Here is a 16,599-nt window from a genome sequence, read left to right as displayed (position 1 = left end):
ATTTGTAGGAGGGGCGCCCCCGCCCCGATTTTCGCACCGTTGCTACCTTTACCCCATCGGCCCGAGGGCGGGCCTCCTACTTGTGCAGTCCGGAATTTGTAGGAGGGGCGCCCCGTCCCGATTTTCGCACCGTTGCTACCTTTACCCCATCGGCCCGAGGGCGGGCCTCCTACTTATGCAGCGCCTTGCGCAGCGCATTCGCCAGATCCTCGGCGACAAACTTCGCCACATAGGCATCCGCGCCCACTTTCTTGACATGCGCTTCGTTGGTCGAACCGGTCAGCGAGGAATGAATCACCACGGGAATGGAACTGAAGCGCGGGTCCTGCTTGATATTGCGGGTCAGGGTGAAGCCGTCCATTTCGGGCATTTCCAGATCGGTCAGCACCAGGGCGATCTTGTCGTGCACGGTTTTGCCCTCGGCTTCCGCCTTGTTGGAGATGGCCTGCAACTGGTCCCAGGCTTCCTTGCCGGTCTTGCACATGATGAAGGGCAGGCCCATGGCTTGCAGTCCCTGTTCGATCATGGTGCGAGCGATTAATGAATCGTCCGCTGCCAGGATGACGGTGCCGGGTTTGATATTCACCGTGGCGCCAATGCTGGCGGAGTCAATTTCATCTTCGGCCGGTGGCATGACCTTGCGCAGGATCGTTTCCACGTCCAGCACCTGCGCCAGGCTATTGCTGTTTTCGCCGTCCAGGCGGGCGAGGCTGGTCACCATGCCGCCCGCGGCATTGCCCTCGGCGGATAGCACCTGCTTCCAGTCGAGGCGAACGATATCCTCGACCGATTCCACGGCAAAGGCCTGGGTGCTGCGGGCATATTCGGTGATCAGCAGGATATTCAGCCCGGTTTTGGGGGTGCATCCGGTCACCGCCGGCAAGTCGATGACGGGGATGATCTGGCCGCGCAGGTCGACCACGCCCATCATGTGGGCATGCGATCCGGCCACCGCCGTGATGATCGGCATGGGGATGATTTCCCGTATCTTGAAGACGTTGATGCCGAACAGCTCGTTTCGATCGAGATTGGCATCCTCGCCCAGACGAAACAGCAACAACTCCAGCTTGTTGGAGCTGGTCAGATTGGTTCTTTCGTCAATTTCCTGCTGGATCGTTTGCATGGCGGAGATTCCTCGAATTATCTTAAAAACTTCAGTTCATTCACCACAGAGACACAGAGGCACAGCGTTAAAAGCAAGAAAAAAACATTTACCCGTCGTCCACCGGGGGGACAGCAAGTCTTCCGGCAGCTTCTTGCTTTTCTCTGTGTCTCAGTGTCTCTGTGTCTCTGTGGTTAATTGTTTTTTTTCTGGTGCGGGCGCTTCTAAAGGCTGTTGCGCCGTGCACGCTCGATATCCATGACAAAGCGTTGCAACTTGGCCGCCATGTCGTTGGGCAGGTCAATAAACTTGCAGCCAAGACGAGTCTGGAAGGCGCCGTTGGGCAGGCGGATCTGGGCCGAATTGCGCACTTCCAGCGACGTGGTGATCGTGTCCGACTCGGGCAGCAGCAGTCGGCAGTTCGGCAGGATTCGGCCGGTTTCTGGACCGAGACGGCCGCCGGTTTCGGCAATGGCCACCCCGCCGCAGCTGATATCCACGAGGTGCGTGGTGATCGGGTCGGTGTCGCCATCCGCTGTCGACGGCACGATGCACTTGACCGGGTTGGCGATGGGCATCGGCACCCTGAAGTGCTCGCGGCGCTGCAGGCGGACCAGCGACATGGGAAGCGCAATGCGCAGCGCGGGCAGCCCCTCGTACTTGCACCAGGTCACCGGGCCGGTGGCAAACGAGATCGAGACCCCGTCGAGCTGGGCGACGAACTCCGCGCCCTTGCCGGACATCAGTTCCTGGTTGAGCGCGTCGCCGCGGGCGCTGTCGAGAATCAGCGTGTTTTTGGCCTCATTCACCATGAGCACCGAGGTGACGATGATCTGCCGGCTGCCCAGCAGATCGAGATTGACCAGCAGCTTGCGTTTCTGGATCGCGCGCAGCTGGAACAGGATTTCCGAGCGCGAATGCAGGGTGTAGCGCGCCAGCAGGTCGTCGTGGTCGGCAGGATTCGGGTCGTGTTGCGGTGAGGAAAGCATAGGATCAGGCGTAAGGGTCAACGACGCGAAGCGCCACGATAGACCCCCTCGCCCGCAAGCGGGAGAGGGTCGGGGTGAGGGAACGGACATGGCGATTGGCGACGGTCATGATCCGGGACGGCGCTGATCGCCATGTTCGTTGGGGTTCGGAAGGACCTTTTCGGCCTCTTCCAGATGATAGAGCCAAGCCAGCAGTTCGGCCACGACGATGTATAACTGAGGCGGGATGTGGCTGTCGAGGTCGATCTGCATCAGCAGCGCCAGCAACTCGCGCGATTCGTGAACGTACACCCCGGATGCGCGCGCCCGCTCGATGATGGTGTCGGCCACAATGCCGCGCCCCTTGGCGACCACGCGCGGCGCGCCATCGCCTTCGCGGTAGGCGATCGCGGCGGCGGCGCGCTGCTTGTCAGGCGTCGCCATCGTGCTGCACCGTCAGGGCCTGGAGCGTGCAGCCCGCCGCCGCCAGCTGCTCGATCAGCCGCCCCTGGTTCTGCCGCAGCAGGGGTTCGACTTCGGCTTGCGCCGGCACCACGCGGATGCTGAACGCCTGATTTGCGTCGAGCTTGATGTGCACGGTCAGGGTGCCGAGTTGCGGCAAGGTCAGCTTGAGTTTCGATTCCCAGCCTGCGTCGGTCTCGTTGGCAGCCGTCGCAGCCGAGTGATCCTGCGCCTGTTCGGATTCATGGCGCAGCAGCCATTCCAGCGTCTGCCCCGGCCACACCTCGCTCCGCCAGACGAACTGGGGCGATTCCAGCACCTGCAACTGCTGCGACAGCAGGGCATGCATCGGATTAAGCGGTTTCTGGCCGGCTGCTTCCGCGGCGTTGAGCAGGGCCAGCGGGTTGGCCGCGGCGCGCGCGGCCTCGGCCGCCGCCAGCTTGTTTTGCGGCTCATGCATCAGGCCGTCCAGGCTGTCTTGGCCGACCGCCCAGTTGGCCAGATGCGACTCATAGAACAGCCCGCTGCGGACCAGCGCGGTGCGCAGCGCGAGGGCGATCAGGGCCGGGTTCGTCGTCGGCTGGTCGAGCAAGGGGCCGGGCGGGGTGAGCGTGGGCAGGGCGTTGCGGCCCGGCAATTGCTGCATCAGATCGCTCAGCATGCGTGCGGTCTGGCTCAGCTGCGGGGCATCGCTGGCTGCGGATTCGGGGGGGGCAAGCAGAAACACCGCCTGCGGCATGTGGCCGGCAAAGCGCAGGCGCAGGGTGTCGCCGGCCGCTGCCGGGTGGGGCAGGCGCATCGCAACAGTTTGCCCCTCGACCTCGACCATCGAAATACCCTTCGCCTGGCTCTTCACCAGGCCAGTGAGCGTTTGGCCGACCGTCAGCTGGTCGAATGCGGCACGCGGCCCAGCCTGGTCGCGTTCGGTGGCGTTCAGTACCGGCTGGACCCCTACCAGGCCGGACAGCGGCCGCCCGGGGGCGTCCGGCGTGGGCGGGACATCCAGAATGCGGGCCAGATACTGAACCGGGAACATGAAATCAGCAGTTACACGCGCTGCGCGCCGTAAGCATCGACGCCGCGCTGGCCGCTGCGCATCATGTGCAGGTTTTGCTGCAACTCGTGCAGGCGCGGCTCGGTGAGGGCGCGGATTTTGGCGTCGTTCTGCAGAATGGTGCGAATGATCGCAACCTTGGTGCGCTGCTCGTTCTCGTTCAGCGGCAGCGGCGCGGCCTGCATCAGGCTGCCGACGTAGCCTTGGCAGCGCTGCTCCAGCGCGGCCAGGTCATCCCATTCGCCCTGGCGGGCGGCGTTCAGCATGGTGCCGGTCAGTTCGGAGAGCGATTCGTAGGTGGTGAGCATTTCGTTGCTGGTCATGGTGGTCTCCGGTTCAGGCGGCATAGGAGTGAGAAGATTGCTGCGCGACCTGGCTTGCGGTGCCGATCTGCTGCCACGCGTCACGCAGTTCGCGCAGCAGTCCCAGCACCTCTTCCAGTGGCGCGGTCTGGTTGTTGACGTGGGCGAGCATGAGGCGATTGTTCATGTAGTCGTACAGCGCATCCAGCCGTTGTGCGATTTCGCCGCCCTGCTGCGGGTTGAGCGCAGCTTTCAGGCCATCCAGGATGATGCTGCTGGCCTTGCTGATGGCGGTGGATTTCTTCGCGATCTCGCCCTCGTTCATGTGCTTGATCGCCATCCGCACCGCAAGCTCGGCGCCTTCGTACAGCATGATGATGAGCTGGTGCGGGCTGGCTGCAACCACGCCGGTTTCCAGACCGACGTTGGCATAGGCATGGGCGGCGTTGCGCGAATTCGAGTACACGGTCTTCTCCTGATTTATTAGTTCTGGCTGCTGCCAGGCAAACTGGCCAATTGCTGGGCCAGGAATGAACTGGTGGTATTCATGCTGCTGAGCATGGTGTCTAGCGCACTGAACTGCGCGCGGTAGCGTTTTTCGATCTGCGCCAGCCGCGCTTCGAGCTGCAGCTGACGTTGATCCAGGCTTTTGATACTGCTGTCGATACCGGTGGTGCGGGCCTTTAGGCTGCCGTCATTAGCGAGCACAGCGCTGAGATAGGTGTTGATCTGATAGGCATATCCCGTGCTGAAGGTCACGGTACCGCGCGCGCCTAGCGCGCCGCCGTTGATGAGCAAGCTCAGGCCTTCACTGACCCCGCCGGTTGCGCCCGTTAGAATCTGGCCGCTGCCAGCTGCGATAGTGCCATCAATGGTGCCGACGACATCGACGCCTGTGATGGGGGTGGGCGCGCCAAACAGGCTGGCTAAACCGTTGCCGCCAGTGAGCGCCGCTTGCGAGGCGCTGCCATAGCGTGCCGAGGTGATGCTGAGTATCCCTGCGCTCTGGCTGACCACCACACTGCCCGCGCTGCCTGCCGCGCCATTGGTCTTGCTCTGGATTTCTGCGGCCAGTGCGCTTGCGCTGGCATACGTGGCGGCCGCGAGGGTGACACTGATGGCTGTGCCATCGACAGTCAGGTTAAGTTGGTCATTAACCCCAGCAGTTACCGTCAGCGATGCAGCCAGCGTCCCTTGTGAAACGCCACGCGTGGCCAATTGGCTGACGTTGACGGCATAGGCACCCGGTTGGGTTTTACTGGTACTGGCGCTCAGGCTGACCAGGCTGTCCGTGGCTTTGGCCGCTTTGGCGAATAGCGCGGTGATATCACTGAAATTCGTGCTGATTGCGGTGTTGAGCTTGGTGCTGTCGAGTGCCAGGGTGCCGTCGCTTTTAAAGCTGACGCCAATCTGCGACAAGGTGGTGAGGCTGCCGCCACTGTCGATCGAGGTGTTCAGCAGGTTGCGCATCCCCACCTGGATGCCGCGCGCCGTGCTATCGCCGAGCAATACGCCGTTTTGTGAACCCACGCCCTTGAACGCGGTGAGATTCTTGAGCGTGCCGCTGGTGCCGTTGTATGCGGTAACAAACGATTGCACCGCGTCGGTAATGGTTTTGGTGTCGCGGCTGACATTCAGTGTCAGCGGCACGCCGACATTCGTCGTGGCAAGATTCAGCGTCACGCCGTCTATCGCATTTTTGACCGTATTGGTGGATTGATTCACCGTAATGCCATCGATTTTGAGTTGCGCGCTTTGAGCAGCGGCCACCTGGCTGAGATTCTTGCCGCTGCCCACCGCTGCCGTCGGATTGTAGGCAAGTGCGGACAGGCCACTCATGTCGGTGCTGATTGTGTCGTCGTCGGTGACGCTGATTTTTAAGCTGTTGTTCGCGCCGCTGTCGGTTGAGGTGAGCACCAGCCGGTTGCCGGTGGCGCTGCCGTCGTTGACGATGGTGGCTGAAACGCCTGCATTGGCAGCATTGATCGCATCGCGCACGCCGGCGAGGGTGTTGTTGGCCGGGGCGATGGTGATGGTTTTTGTTGCCTTGTCGGCGTTGGCGGTGAAGGTGTTCAAACCGCTGTCATACGTACCGAACTGAATCGTCAGCGTGCCCGACCCCACGACATCGCTGGTTGCGGCATAGCCTGACGAAGCCAGTTTATGTTGTTGTGCCAGTTGCAACACTTCGAGCTGATAGCTGGCGGGGGTGGCATTGCTGCTGGCACTGGCGCTGAGCACCTTGGTGTCGGATGCGGTGGCACTGAGCGCCTGGAACTTGCTGCCGCTGCTGAGATCCTGCAACGCGGTCTGAAAGCTGGCGAGTGTGCTGCGCACCTGGCCAAAGGCCGATAACTTCTGGTTATACGTTTGTTCCTGCCGAGCCAATGCAGCAAGCGGCTGGCGTTCGGCCGCCATCAACTGGCTGACGATGCCGTTAACGTCGAGTCCTGATCCGATACCGGGGGCTGAAATCATGACCGGCTCCTCAGGCTTCGCGATTGATCAACAGACCCTGCATGCGGTCGATGGAACGGGAAATGGCCAGCATTTCCTCGCTTGGGAACTGGCGCAGTACTTCCTCGGTTTCGGTGTCGATCATCCTGACCACGGTGTGGCCGGTGTCCTGGTCAAGCGAAAACTGCAGGTTGCTTGAAACGGATTGCATGTACGCATTGGCCGACTGTGCGGCGGCAGCGATCGCTTCCTGGGTGACGGGTGGCGCGGGCGCGAAAACGGGGCTGTCGAGCGTGGCGCGCTGCGCGGGGGTAATGGGTGCGGATGGGGGAGCCTGCCGCATGGGGGCAAGGTCAACTGAATCGACTTTTCCAATAGACATGATCATCTCCTAATTTATGCGGCAAGGGCGGAGCAGGGTAAAACCCCTTGCTCCGCCGCTTCGCCCAGACGCGTGAGCGCCTGTTTACTGCTTAACGCAACAGCGAGAGCACGTTGTTCGGCAGCGAGTTGGCCTGCGCCAGCATCGCCGTACCGGCCTGCTGCAGGATCTGGCCACGGGTCAGCGCTGCGGTCTCAGCTGCGAAGTCGGCATCCAGGATGCGGCTACGTGCTGCGGAGACGTTTTCTGATGTGGTTTGCAAGTTGGCGATTGCCGAGCTGAAACGGTTCTGGTAAGCGCCCAGATCGCCGCGCGAGCTATTGATCGTAGCCAATGCGGCGTCGATTGTGGCGATGGTGCTTTGCGCGCCGCTAGCGGTGGCGATGCTGGCCGCAGCGACAGACGCAAGGGTGCTGGTATTAATGCCAGCCGAAGCAAAGACATCCGCGTTGGCGCCAGTGGTGGAAATTGTTCCCTTGCTGCTGGACAGTAGTACGGTGCCAGTTTTGATCGAGGAGTCGTTGCCGATACCGCCGGTCAACGTTTGCCCAGAGAAGCTGACTGTTTTTGTGGCTCCTGAATTAGTAAAGTCCAAGACACTGATATCGCGACCGTCGGCGGCCGTCAGTGTCAGCGAGTTGGTGAGCCCGGAGGTGGTGAAGCTGGCCACCACGCCGGTGGAACCGGTCGAGGCGTTGATTGCGGACAACAGGGTGCTGTAATCGGAGGTGGTCACGCCTGTTGCAGATATCGCAGCACCGTTGAGCGTCATGGCCACGGTACCGTCGCTGGCAATGCTGCTCAATGTGGCGCTGTTCGTGGCCGTGGCTGTAACGCCGAAGCCAGATGCTGCCGTATTGATGGCGGCGGCAATGGTTTTGGCGTCAGAGTTTGCCGCGTAGGAGATTGCAGTTGATGTGCCGCCGTTAGCCGTTGTGATGGTCAGGTCGGTTTCGGCGCCAATAGTGTTGCCGCCAGTAAGGTCAGTCGCTGCCGCTTTGGTGTTGCCGGTTACTGTTCCATCCAGCGTCAGATTGTGGGCACCGAGCGCGGTGGCCTGGGCGTTGCCAATTGAATCGAAGGTGATTGTCTGGTTGGCATTGGCGCCCACTTGGAATGCCTGGCTGGCGAAACTGCCATTCAGCAGATTAATACCGTTGAACTGGGTCTGGCTGGCGACACGGGTGATTTCTTCTGTTAGCTGGGTTGCTTCCGCCTGCAGCGAAGCGCGGTCAGAGGCGCTGTTCGTGGCGTTGGCGGACTGTACTGCCAACTCACGGATACGCTGAAGGTTGTTACCGATTTCGCCGAGCGCGCCTTCAGCGGTCTGTGCCAGTGAAATACCGTCGTTGGCGTTGCGCACAGCCTGGTTCAGGCCACGGATTTGCGAAGTCATGCGCTCGCCAATCGCCAGGCCCGCAGCGTCGTCCTTGGCGCTGTTGATGCGCAGACCGGAAGACAGACGCTGGATCGAGGTGTTGAGCGCGGACTGCGACATGCCGAGGTTGCGCTGGGCGTTGAGCGATGCGATGTTGGTGTTGATTACTGCTGCCATGATATTTCTCCTTAAGTGGGTCGATTGATTCGGCTAGGTGCCGTCAACTTTGGTCTGCCCGCTGGGCTACATGAACCGCCGTTGTGTGAGGAATCGTCGGGGGTTGGAGAAAGTTAAGGCTGTTCTGTAAAAAACTTCATGGCGAGAATGTGTAAAGTCAAATTATTCATCAAGCGAACACCCCTGTAGGAGGGCCGCCCCCGGCCCGAAGCCGTGGAGATCGCGACGGTGCGAAAATCGGGGCGAGGGCGCCCCTCCTACAGGTTCGCGCTGTTGTAGGAGGCTCGCCCTCGGGCCGATGGGGTGGTCGTCGCGCACGCGCATTCCTGTCCAGTCGACTATCCGGCTTCCGCGGGCGCCGCAGGCGCCACGCACACGCGGTTCTTGCCGCTGTGCTTGGCTTCGTACATGGCGCCGTCGGCGCGTCCGATACTGGCTTCCTGCGATTCACCGGCGATGCGTTCGGCGATACCGGCGCTAAAGGTGATCAGCACCTTTTCGTTGTTGTCGAGGAAGTATTTCTTGGTGAGGCTGCGCTGCAGCCGGGTGACGATCTGCGCGGCCTCGTCGAGCGGGGTGTTGGGCAGGATGATGAGGAATTCCTCGCCGCCCATGCGTGCGATGTGGTCGGTGAGCCGCAGTTCTTCGCGGGCGATCTTGACCAGATGGATCAGTGCTTCGTCGCCGGTCTTGTGGCCGCGCTTGTCGTTGAGCACCTTGAAGTTGTCGATGTCCAGCACGGCGATGCAGAACGGGGCCTTGTAGCGGTCGGCGCGCGAGGCCTCGCGGGCGAACTCGTCGTCGAGCCCGCGCCGGTTGAGGCTGTGGGTGAGCGGGTCTTCGCGCACCAGGGTGCTCATCTGGGCAAGCTGGTTTTCCAGTTCCTGGATGCGGCTTTCGGCCTGCAGCGCGGCGTCGCGCTCGTGCACCAACTGGTCGTGCGCGCGCCGGTTGTCGGCCTGCGCGCTGCGGGTTTCATCGATCAGGCTTTCGAGAATGCGGTTGAGCTCCCGCACGTCTTCGGTGCCCTTGATGCGCTCGACGTGGGTGCTGATCTTGCCCTGGTACTCGTCGTTGGCGGCCAGCACGTCGCTGAGGCGGCTGACGAAGGTGGTCATGGTGGCCTTCAGCGTGGCGGTGGCCTCGCGCAGGCCATGCTTGACCATGCCCTGCTTGTAGATCACTTCCTTGAGCCGCTTTTCCGCTTCCTGCAGCGACTGGATCTTGATCGGGCCGGCAATGACCTGCTGGACCATATCGAGCTGGCCGCGCAGCCAGGTGTCGTCGTCCAGCAGTTCGCCGATGTTTTCCACCAGCAGCAGCAAAATGCGCTTGAGCGTTTCCTGCTGGTTGTGGACGTCGGAGGCTTGCAGCTCGATGCTGACCCACAGGTTTTTCAGCCCGGATGCGGCCTTGAGCAGGGCGGCGGCAGTGCCGGACTCGCGCACGGCAACGGCCAGCTGCTGGGTCTGCTCCACCAGGTGTGGGTTGTGCGTGAGCTGCGACGCGACGCCGAATTCCAGGGTTTTGGCCAGCAGGTCGCGCAGCTGGGCCAGGTTTTCCCCCTGCTCGCGGTCGCCACTGTCGACCGGCGGCCTGACCGGCTGCGGCTTCAGCTGCACGGCGATTTCGGAAAGCTGCCAGCTGCATTGCCGCCAGTCGCGCTTGCTGATGGCCTTGTTGAGGCTGGCCACCTGGGCCGAGAGTGCGGGGTGATGTTCCTGCAGGTCGCTGACCAGTCCGGCCAGCGCCGTTTCGGCGGAGGCCTTGTTGGCCGGCGCGCTGGGCACGCCAACGATTTCGTCGTACAGCGTCTGGTAGTTGTCCGGGGTCGGGGAAATCCGCCGCATGGCAAGGCGGCGCAGGGTTTCGCGCGCCACCTCGGTGGGGTTCGAAAGATCGATCTTGACGCTGGGTTCAGCCATGTTTGCGCTCCGGCACCGCTTGGGCCTTTTACTATGCTTCGCATGGTAAGGCGGGCAGGGGCGGGGTGAAGTGCGGATTAGGGCAGGAAAAGCCCGGTATTTCCGCGCCCTGCAGGTTATCACCCTGATGGAGCCATGGCCTAGGGAGACGCTGATTAATCCGTCTTTGCGAGGAGCGAAGCGACGCGGCAATCCAGAAATGCCTGCTTAATCAATGCGCTGGATTGCCGCGCTTCGCTCGCAATGACGGTTATATCGAATTAATCAGTGTTTCCCTAGCGGAAAGGGGCAGGTCCGCGCGGCTGTAGGAGGGCCGCCCCGGCCCGATGCTGTGGAGATTGCGATGGTGCGAAATTCGGGGCGAGGGCGCCCCGCCCACAGGGATGCTGTCGCCTTTGCCATCCGCGCAGCTGTAGGAGGGCCGCCCCGGACCGATGCCGTGGAGATTGCGATGGTGCTCCTACGGTTGGGTATGATGGCGTGCCTACAAACATCCAATGACCGATGTCCATTTCAGCGAGTGCGCCGATGCCGGATAAACACGCCAAGCCGCACGGGAAGGATTTGCGCAAGGGTCGCGTGTCACTGCCCGGGCAGGTCTACCACATCACCACCATCACCTTCGACCGGCGGCCGGTTTTCTCCGACTTGCGATCGGCGCGCTTGCTGATCAATGCCCTGCGGGAAGCGCAGGCGTGCGACGAGGCGACGACGCTGGCTTTTGTGGTCATGCCCGATCACCTGCACTGGTTGCTGCAACTGGAGGCGGACGCTTCATTGTCGGCAGTGGTGGGTGCGGTTAAAGCCGTGACGGCGCATGGCCTAGGGGAGCGAATCTGGCAGAGCGGGTTTCATGATCATGCCCTGCGCCAGGAGGAAGACCTGGCGAAGCTGGCCCGGTACATCGTGGCCAATCCCCTGCGTGCCGGCCTGGTCCTGCGGGTGGGGGATTACCCGCATTGGGATGCGGTCTGGCTGTAGGAGCCCCCGCAAGGGGGAGGCCGTGGTTGTAAAGCCGACAAGTCGGCAACAGCCACGCATGGCCGCCCTCGGCCCGATGCCGTGGTGGTTAGCAAAGGTGCGTAAATCGCGGCGGGGGCGCCGCGCCTACAGGTGGATGCCATAGGCCCATCCATCCGCGTTTTTGTAGGAGGGCCGCCCCCGGCCCGATGGGGTGAAGTTTGCGAAGGTGTGAAAGGGCGCCGGTGCCCCGATACCGTGGTGGTTAGCAAAGGTGCGTAAATCGCGGCGGGGGCGCCGCGCCTACAGGTGGATGCCATAGGCCCATCCATCCGCGTTTTTGTAGGAGGGCCGCCCCCGGCCCGATGGGGTGAAGTTTGCGAAGGTGTGAAAGGGCGCCGGTGCGTGGTTGTTGCCGCTTTAGCGGCTTTACAACCACGGCCTCCCCCTTGCGGGGACTCCTACATTAATCAAGCAGCCCTTGCTTGATGGCGTAATGGGTCAGTTCGGCGTTGTTCTTGAGCTGCATTTTTTTCAGCAGGCGGGCGCGGTACATGCTGATGGTCTTGACCGACAGGGCGAGCTGGTCGGCGATGGCGGAGACGGGCAGGCCGGAGGCGATCAGGCACAGGGTCTGGTATTCGCGGTTGGAGAGGCCTTCGTGCGGCAGGCCGTCGCGTTCGCCGCTGACCTGGCTGGCGAGTTCCTGGGCGACTTCGGCGCTGATGTATTTCTTGCCGGAGGCGACCAGGCGGATGGCGTCGACCAGCTGATCGGGCGCGCTTTGCTTGTTGAGGTAGCCGGCGGCGCCGGTCTTCAGCGCGCGCACGGCATACTGGGTTTCGCGATGCATGGACAGCATCAGCACCTTGATGCCGGGATGCTCCTTTTTCATCAATTCCAGGGTCTCGAGCCCACTGCGGTCGGGCATGGAGATGTCCATCAACACCATGTCCCAGGGTTCGAGTCGGGCCATCTGCAGGGCGCGGCTGGAGCAGTCGGCCTCGCCAGCGACTACGATGTCGTCGACTTCGGCCAGGATCTGCTTGAGCCCTTCGCGAACGATGGCATGGTCGTCGACGATGAGAATGCGATACGGTTTTGCAACAGCCACGTGAGTTCTCTGCTTGGAATTATGGATAGATTATGCCGTTATTTTGCCGCGTCGGGCGTCGGCATCGGGATGCGCAGGCTGACCTGGGTGCCCTGACGCCTGGCGGGCGCTACCGCGAGCTCGCCGCCCAGCGCGGCGGCGCGCTCGCGCATGCCGAGCAGGCCAAAGCCGTGCTCGCTGTTTATGCCTTGCGCCGGCTGGATGCCCCGGCCGTTGTCTGTGACCGTCAGCAGCAGGCTGTCCGGTTCCCGCGCAAGGGCCACTTTGACCCGGCTGGCGTGGGCGTGTTTGGCCACGTTGGTCAAGGCTTCCTGCGCGATGCGGAACACGGCGATCGCGATGTCGGGGCTGAGTGGAATGGCTTCATCGGGCGCGCTGAATTCGTAGGCGAGGTCGGTGTTCTGGCCAAAGCGCTCCAGTTGCCATTCGATGGCGGACACGATGCCGAAATCCAGCACCGGCGGCCGCAGGCTGGCCGCAATGCGGTGCGTGGCGTCAATGGTCTGGTTGGCCACGTTGTCGAGATAGGCGGTGCGCTTGTACAGGTTGATCTCGTCGGGCGGCAGATGCCGCATCACCCACGACAGACCGATCTTGATGGCGGTGAGATTGCCGCCGAGGTCGTCATGCACCTCGCGCGCCAGGTGCAGGCGTTCCTGCTCCCTGACCGTTTCGACGTGCGCGGCCAGCGCGGCGAGCTGCGCCCGCGAACGCCGGATTTCCGCTTCGGCCAGCTTGCTTTTAGTCACGTTCAGCATGATGCCGTCCCAGATCAGGCCGTCCGCCGCCGCGCGCTGGCTGACGCGGATGTTCACCCACTTCACGTCCTTCCAGGCTTCCATCCAGATGCGGCCTTCCCAGTTGAAGCTCATGTGGACGCTGCCTGCTTCGGCCAGACGCGCCAGGTAGTCGGCCTTGTCCTCGTCCATGATCAGCTTGAAGAAGCGTTGCGGGTCGGCGCGCAGGGCAGCCGCCTTGATGCCCAGCAGCTGCGCGGATTGCTCGCTGACGTAGCACAGCGAGGTGCTGCCGTCGGGCGTGCGCAGCACTTGGTAGGCCATGCCCGGGATGTGCGCGACGATGGCGCGCAAATCCGATGCTGAATGCGCCAGCGCCTGCTGGGTGGCTTCGCGTTGGCTGACGTCGCTGGCGATCCAGATGAAGATCGGCTTGCCCGGGCCAACCGAGCGCGACAGTTTGGCTTCGACCGGATAGCAGCTGCCGTCGCTGCGGCGGCAGTGGGCATTGAATGAGGCCCGGCGCTTTTTGCCGCTTTGCAGGGCGGCCAGCAGGGTGGTGAAAGCTTGCGCATCCTCAGCTGACAGGCAATCCAGCGGCGTCGACTGGCGCAGGGCCTTGAGCGGGCGCTGCAGGTTTTTTGCCGCGGACGGATTGGCCTCGATGATTCGCAGGGTCTCCGCGTCGAAGACCAGAATCTCGTTGGCCGATTCCTGCAGGATCGCCTTCAACAGCGCGTCTTCGTCGGCAGCTTTGAATGAACGCATGCTTTTCTCATTGGTTGAACCTGGAAACGATCGCGATTTCGGTCGCCTCGAGCGGAACATTATCGGCCGAAACGCGCTGTCTGGCAGGCCCGGCTTGAAACCCTGGCAATTCCCCCGCATCTACTAAGCTTGATGAAGGAGGGAATGCATCATGCCTGCTATCCGACCCGCCGCCATGGCGGGAATGTTCTATCCGGACAACCCCATTGTGCTTAGGCAAACGCTTGTCGACCTGCTGGCGAATGCCCCGGCGGCCGACGCGCTGCGCGCGCCGAAGGCGCTGATCGTGCCGCACGCCGGCTATGTCTATTCCGGTGCGGTAGCCGCCAGCGCCTATGCGCGGCTGGCCGGGCTGCGCGGCCACATTTGCCGGGTGGTGCTGCTCGGTCCCACCCATCGCGTCTATGTGCGCGGGCTGGCGCTGCCCGGGGCAGAGCGTTTTGCCACGCCGCTCGGCGAGATCCAGCTGGATCGTGAGGCGATGCAGGGCATTGCCGATCTGCCGCAGGTGACCACAAGCGCGGCGGCGCACCAGATGGAACATTCGCTGGAGGTGCAGCTGCCTTTTCTGCAGCAGGTGCTGGGCGATTTCATGCTGTTGCCGCTGGCGGTGGGCGAGGCCACTGCGGACGAGGTGGCCGCGGTGCTGGAGCAGGTGTGGGGCGGCGACGAGACGCTGATCGTGATCAGCTCCGACCTGTCGCATTTTCTGCCCGACGCGCTGGCGCGCAAGGTGGACGGCGGCACCGTGGACGCGATTCTGGCACTGGATCCGCATCTCAGCCACGAGCAGGCCTGCGGCGCCACGCCGGTCAACGGCCTGCTGCTGGCGGCACGCCGGCATGGCCTGCACCCGGTGGCGCTGGATGTGCGCAATTCAAGCGACACCGCCGGCGATCCCGACCGGGTGGTCGGCTATGCCGCCTTCGCTTTTACGGCCGCAGCCAGTCCCGAGAAAAGCCGAAAGGTCGAGGCCGATCAGGCGGAAGCGGAAAAAGGCGCGTCGCTGCTGACGCTGGCGCGCGCCGAGATTGCCAAACAGTTTTGGGAGCATGTTCAGGAGCCGTCGGCCAGGCCCTGGATGGCCGAACCCGGGGCCAGTTTCGTCACGCTCACCCGGCAGGGCGAGCTGCGCGGCTGCATCGGCACCCTGGAAGCGCATCGCCCGCTGGGGCTGGATGTGCGGGGAAACGCAGTGGCAGCGGCGTTTCGCGATCCCCGTTTCATGCCGCTTTCGCGCGCGGAATTCGACGACGTCCGGGTCGAGGTTTCGGTGCTTTCGCCCCATCAAGCGCTGGCGGCGGGCAGTGAAAAGGACGCGCTGGCCGTTTTACGACCCGGCATCGACGGCGTGGTGTTCGAGTACGGCCATTACCGCAGCACCTTCCTGCCGCAGGTGTGGGAGCAGCTTCCCGAGCCGGCCGAGTTTCTCGCTCATCTCAAACGCAAGGCAGGCCTGCCGGTGGATTTCTGGGCGGAAGAAGTGCGCCTGTCGCGCTATACAGTTAGCAAGTGGAAGGAGCCGCATGAGCAGTGAGCCTCGGCACGTGCGGACGACCGCCAAACCTAAATTCCTCACCACAGAGGCACAGAGCATATCGACAATTGGTCATGCACTTTACTGATTCACCCATCGGGTGCAAGCAGATCTGGCTACAACGCCTTGTTTTTACTCTGTGCCTCTGTGTCTCTGTGGTTCCAATTGTTTAAATGAAAGAGGTGGCAGCATGAGCATTCCCGAATCGCATTACCCCGCACGCTGGTGGCACGCGCTGCCCGACGGCCGCATCCAGTGCGACCTGTGCCCGCGCGACTGCAAGCTGCACGAGGGCCAGCGCGGCCTGTGCTTCGTGCGCAAAATGGAAGGCGGCAAGATGGTGCTCACCACCTACGGCCGCTCGTCCGGTTTCTGCGTCGATCCCATCGAGAAAAAGCCGCTCAATCACTTCTATCCGGGCAGCTCGGTGTTTTCCTTCGGCACCGCCGGCTGTAACCTGGCGTGCAAGTTCTGCCAGAACTGGGACATTTCCAAGTCGCGCGAGACCGACACCATGGTCGATCAGGCGATGCCGGACGAGATCGCCGCCGCCGCCGCGAAGGCAGGCTGCAAGAGCGTCGCCTTCACCTACAACGACCCGGTGATCTTCGCCGAATACGCGATGGACGTGGCCGACGCCTGCCATGCGCGCGGCATCAAGACCGTGGCGGTCACCGCCGGCTACATCACCGAGGAACCGCGCCGCGAGTTCTATTCGAAAATGGACGCAGCCAACGTCGACCTCAAGGCCTTTACCGATGACTTCTACGTCAAGCTGACCGGCGCGCACCTGCAGCCGGTGCTCGATACCTTGATCTATCTGAAGCGCGAGACGAACGTCTGGTTCGAAATCACCACGCTGCTGATTCCCGGCCACAACGATTCCAACGCCGAAATCGAGGCGATGAGCCAGTGGATCCTGCGCGAGCTCGGCCCCGACGTGCCGCTGCATTTCTCCGCCTTCCACCCCGACTGGAAGATGATGGATGTGCCGCTCACCCCGGCGTCCACGCTCACCCGCGCGCGCGACATCGCGCTCAAAGCCGGCCTGCATTACGTCTACACCGGCAACGTGCACGACACCACCGGCGGCACCACGTTCTGCCCGGGCTGCCACGAAGCCCTGATCGTGCGCGACTGGTATCGCATTGACCATTACAGCGTCACGCCCGACGGCCACTGCCCGCATTGCGGCTCTGCCATTGCCGGCCGTTTCGGCGCATTCAGCCATCCCTTCGGCAACCGCCGCATCCCGATTGCCATGCACCGTGAGAAC

The 16,599-nt window shown here is 62.7% G+C and carries 15 protein-coding genes; 3 read left to right on the top strand and 12 right to left on the bottom strand.

Features of this window, described 5'->3' with window-relative positions:
- Positions 1 to 169 precede the first annotated feature (169 nt).
- From ABW22_RS08570 to ABW22_RS08525, 10 genes are all read right to left on the bottom strand, one after another.
- Complete coding sequence (locus ABW22_RS08570; protein WP_059754867.1) at positions 170 to 1,123, bottom strand: chemotaxis protein; 954 nt, start codon at positions 1,121 to 1,123, stop codon at positions 170 to 172.
- A gap of 203 nt (positions 1,124 to 1,326) precedes the next feature.
- Positions 1,327 to 2,091 (bottom strand): flagellar brake protein, encoded by a 765-nt coding sequence (locus ABW22_RS08565; protein ID WP_059754864.1) that lies wholly within the window; start codon positions 2,089 to 2,091, stop codon positions 1,327 to 1,329.
- 105 nt (positions 2,092 to 2,196) lie between these two features.
- The gene (locus tag ABW22_RS08560; RefSeq protein ID WP_059754862.1) at positions 2,197 to 2,514 is read right to left on the bottom strand and encodes an EscU/YscU/HrcU family type III secretion system export apparatus switch protein; all 318 of its coding nucleotides are present in this window, start codon (positions 2,512 to 2,514) and stop codon (positions 2,197 to 2,199) included.
- Positions 2,501 to 3,568: a flagellar hook-length control protein FliK gene (locus ABW22_RS08555; RefSeq protein ID WP_059754859.1), complete on the bottom strand. Its 1,068-nt coding sequence runs from the start codon at positions 3,566 to 3,568 to the stop codon at positions 2,501 to 2,503. Before ABW22_RS08555 ends, ABW22_RS08560 begins: the two co-directional genes overlap by 14 nt.
- 11 nt (positions 3,569 to 3,579) lie before the next feature.
- Positions 3,580 to 3,909: a flagellar protein FliT gene (locus tag ABW22_RS08550; RefSeq protein ID WP_059755253.1), complete on the bottom strand. Its 330-nt coding sequence runs from the start codon at positions 3,907 to 3,909 to the stop codon at positions 3,580 to 3,582.
- Between the two features lie 13 nt (positions 3,910 to 3,922).
- Positions 3,923 to 4,354 carry a flagellar export chaperone FliS gene (fliS, locus tag ABW22_RS08545; protein WP_059754856.1) on the bottom strand — a complete coding sequence of 144 codons (432 nt, stop codon included), beginning with the start codon at positions 4,352 to 4,354 and terminating at the stop codon, positions 3,923 to 3,925.
- A 17-nt stretch (positions 4,355 to 4,371) separates the two neighbouring features.
- Positions 4,372 to 6,366, bottom strand: coding sequence for a flagellar filament capping protein FliD (gene fliD / locus ABW22_RS08540; RefSeq protein WP_059754853.1), 1,995 nt, complete (start codon positions 6,364 to 6,366; stop codon positions 4,372 to 4,374).
- Between the two features lie 10 nt (positions 6,367 to 6,376).
- Entirely contained in the window at positions 6,377 to 6,727 is a 351-nt protein-coding gene (locus ABW22_RS16755) for a flagellar protein FlaG (RefSeq protein ID WP_157648584.1), read from the bottom strand.
- 91 nt (positions 6,728 to 6,818) lie between these two features.
- Positions 6,819 to 8,282, bottom strand: coding sequence for a flagellin (locus ABW22_RS18330; protein ID WP_059754848.1), 1,464 nt, complete (start codon positions 8,280 to 8,282; stop codon positions 6,819 to 6,821).
- Between the two features lie 338 nt (positions 8,283 to 8,620).
- Positions 8,621 to 10,207 (bottom strand): GGDEF domain-containing protein, encoded by a 1,587-nt coding sequence (locus tag ABW22_RS08525; protein ID WP_059754845.1) that lies wholly within the window; start codon positions 10,205 to 10,207, stop codon positions 8,621 to 8,623.
- Between the two features lie 528 nt (positions 10,208 to 10,735).
- Here ABW22_RS08525 and ABW22_RS08520 point away from each other — a divergent pair.
- Positions 10,736 to 11,188 (top strand): REP-associated tyrosine transposase, encoded by a 453-nt coding sequence (locus ABW22_RS08520; RefSeq protein ID WP_059755247.1) that lies wholly within the window; start codon positions 10,736 to 10,738, stop codon positions 11,186 to 11,188.
- A 445-nt stretch (positions 11,189 to 11,633) separates the two neighbouring features.
- Here the strand turns inward: ABW22_RS08520 and ABW22_RS08515 are convergent, their stop codons facing one another.
- Together ABW22_RS08515 and ABW22_RS08510 are read right to left on the bottom strand one after the other, a co-directional pair.
- Positions 11,634 to 12,281, bottom strand: a complete 648-nt coding sequence (locus tag ABW22_RS08515) for a response regulator transcription factor (protein ID WP_059754842.1) — start codon at positions 12,279 to 12,281, stop codon at positions 11,634 to 11,636.
- A gap of 38 nt (positions 12,282 to 12,319) precedes the next feature.
- The gene (locus ABW22_RS08510) at positions 12,320 to 13,786 is read right to left on the bottom strand and encodes a PAS domain-containing sensor histidine kinase (RefSeq protein ID WP_059754839.1); all 1,467 of its coding nucleotides are present in this window, start codon (positions 13,784 to 13,786) and stop codon (positions 12,320 to 12,322) included.
- A gap of 151 nt (positions 13,787 to 13,937) precedes the next feature.
- On the opposite strand from ABW22_RS08510, the gene amrB reads away from it, so the two are divergent.
- Positions 13,938 to 15,323 (top strand): AmmeMemoRadiSam system protein B, encoded by a 1,386-nt coding sequence (amrB, locus tag ABW22_RS08505; RefSeq protein WP_059754836.1) that lies wholly within the window; start codon positions 13,938 to 13,940, stop codon positions 15,321 to 15,323.
- Between the two features lie 190 nt (positions 15,324 to 15,513).
- On the top strand, positions 15,514 to 16,599 hold a 1,086-nt coding region (amrS, locus tag ABW22_RS08500; RefSeq protein ID WP_082708642.1), incomplete at its 3' end, for an AmmeMemoRadiSam system radical SAM enzyme.

It is taken from the genome of Thiobacillus denitrificans, from assembly GCF_001530125.1.
Taxonomy (GTDB): domain Bacteria; phylum Pseudomonadota; class Gammaproteobacteria; order Burkholderiales; family Thiobacillaceae; genus Thiobacillus; species Thiobacillus denitrificans_C.
This window is presented reverse-complemented; position numbering and strand designations above follow the sequence as displayed.

Bases quoted from the DNA above. Each gene is read 5' to 3' on its own strand.
- ABW22_RS18330 (WP_059754848.1), bottom strand. From the start codon at position 8,282: ATGGCAGCAGTAATCAACACCAACATCGCATCGCTCAACGCCCAGCGC.
- ABW22_RS08510 (WP_059754839.1), bottom strand. From the start codon at position 13,786: ATGCGTTCATTCAAAGCTGCCGACGAAGACGCGCTGTTGAAGGCGATC.
- ABW22_RS08560 (WP_059754862.1), bottom strand. From the start codon at position 2,514: ATGGCGACGCCTGACAAGCAGCGCGCCGCCGCCGCGATCGCCTACCGC.
- ABW22_RS08550 (WP_059755253.1), bottom strand. From the start codon at position 3,909: ATGACCAGCAACGAAATGCTCACCACCTACGAATCGCTCTCCGAACTG.
- ABW22_RS08555 (WP_059754859.1), bottom strand. From the start codon at position 3,568: ATGTTCCCGGTTCAGTATCTGGCCCGCATTCTGGATGTCCCGCCCACG.
- ABW22_RS16755 (WP_157648584.1), bottom strand. From the start codon at position 6,727: ATGTCTATTGGAAAAGTCGATTCAGTTGACCTTGCCCCCATGCGGCAG.
- ABW22_RS08570 (WP_059754867.1), bottom strand. From the start codon at position 1,123: ATGCAAACGATCCAGCAGGAAATTGACGAAAGAACCAATCTGACCAGC.
- ABW22_RS08520 (WP_059755247.1), top strand. From the start codon at position 10,736: ATGCCGGATAAACACGCCAAGCCGCACGGGAAGGATTTGCGCAAGGGT.
- ABW22_RS08525 (WP_059754845.1), bottom strand. From the start codon at position 10,207: ATGGCTGAACCCAGCGTCAAGATCGATCTTTCGAACCCCACCGAGGTG.
- fliD (WP_059754853.1), bottom strand. From the start codon at position 6,366: ATGATTTCAGCCCCCGGTATCGGATCAGGACTCGACGTTAACGGCATC.
- ABW22_RS08565 (WP_059754864.1), bottom strand. From the start codon at position 2,091: ATGCTTTCCTCACCGCAACACGACCCGAATCCTGCCGACCACGACGAC.
- amrB (WP_059754836.1), top strand. From the start codon at position 13,938: ATGCCTGCTATCCGACCCGCCGCCATGGCGGGAATGTTCTATCCGGAC.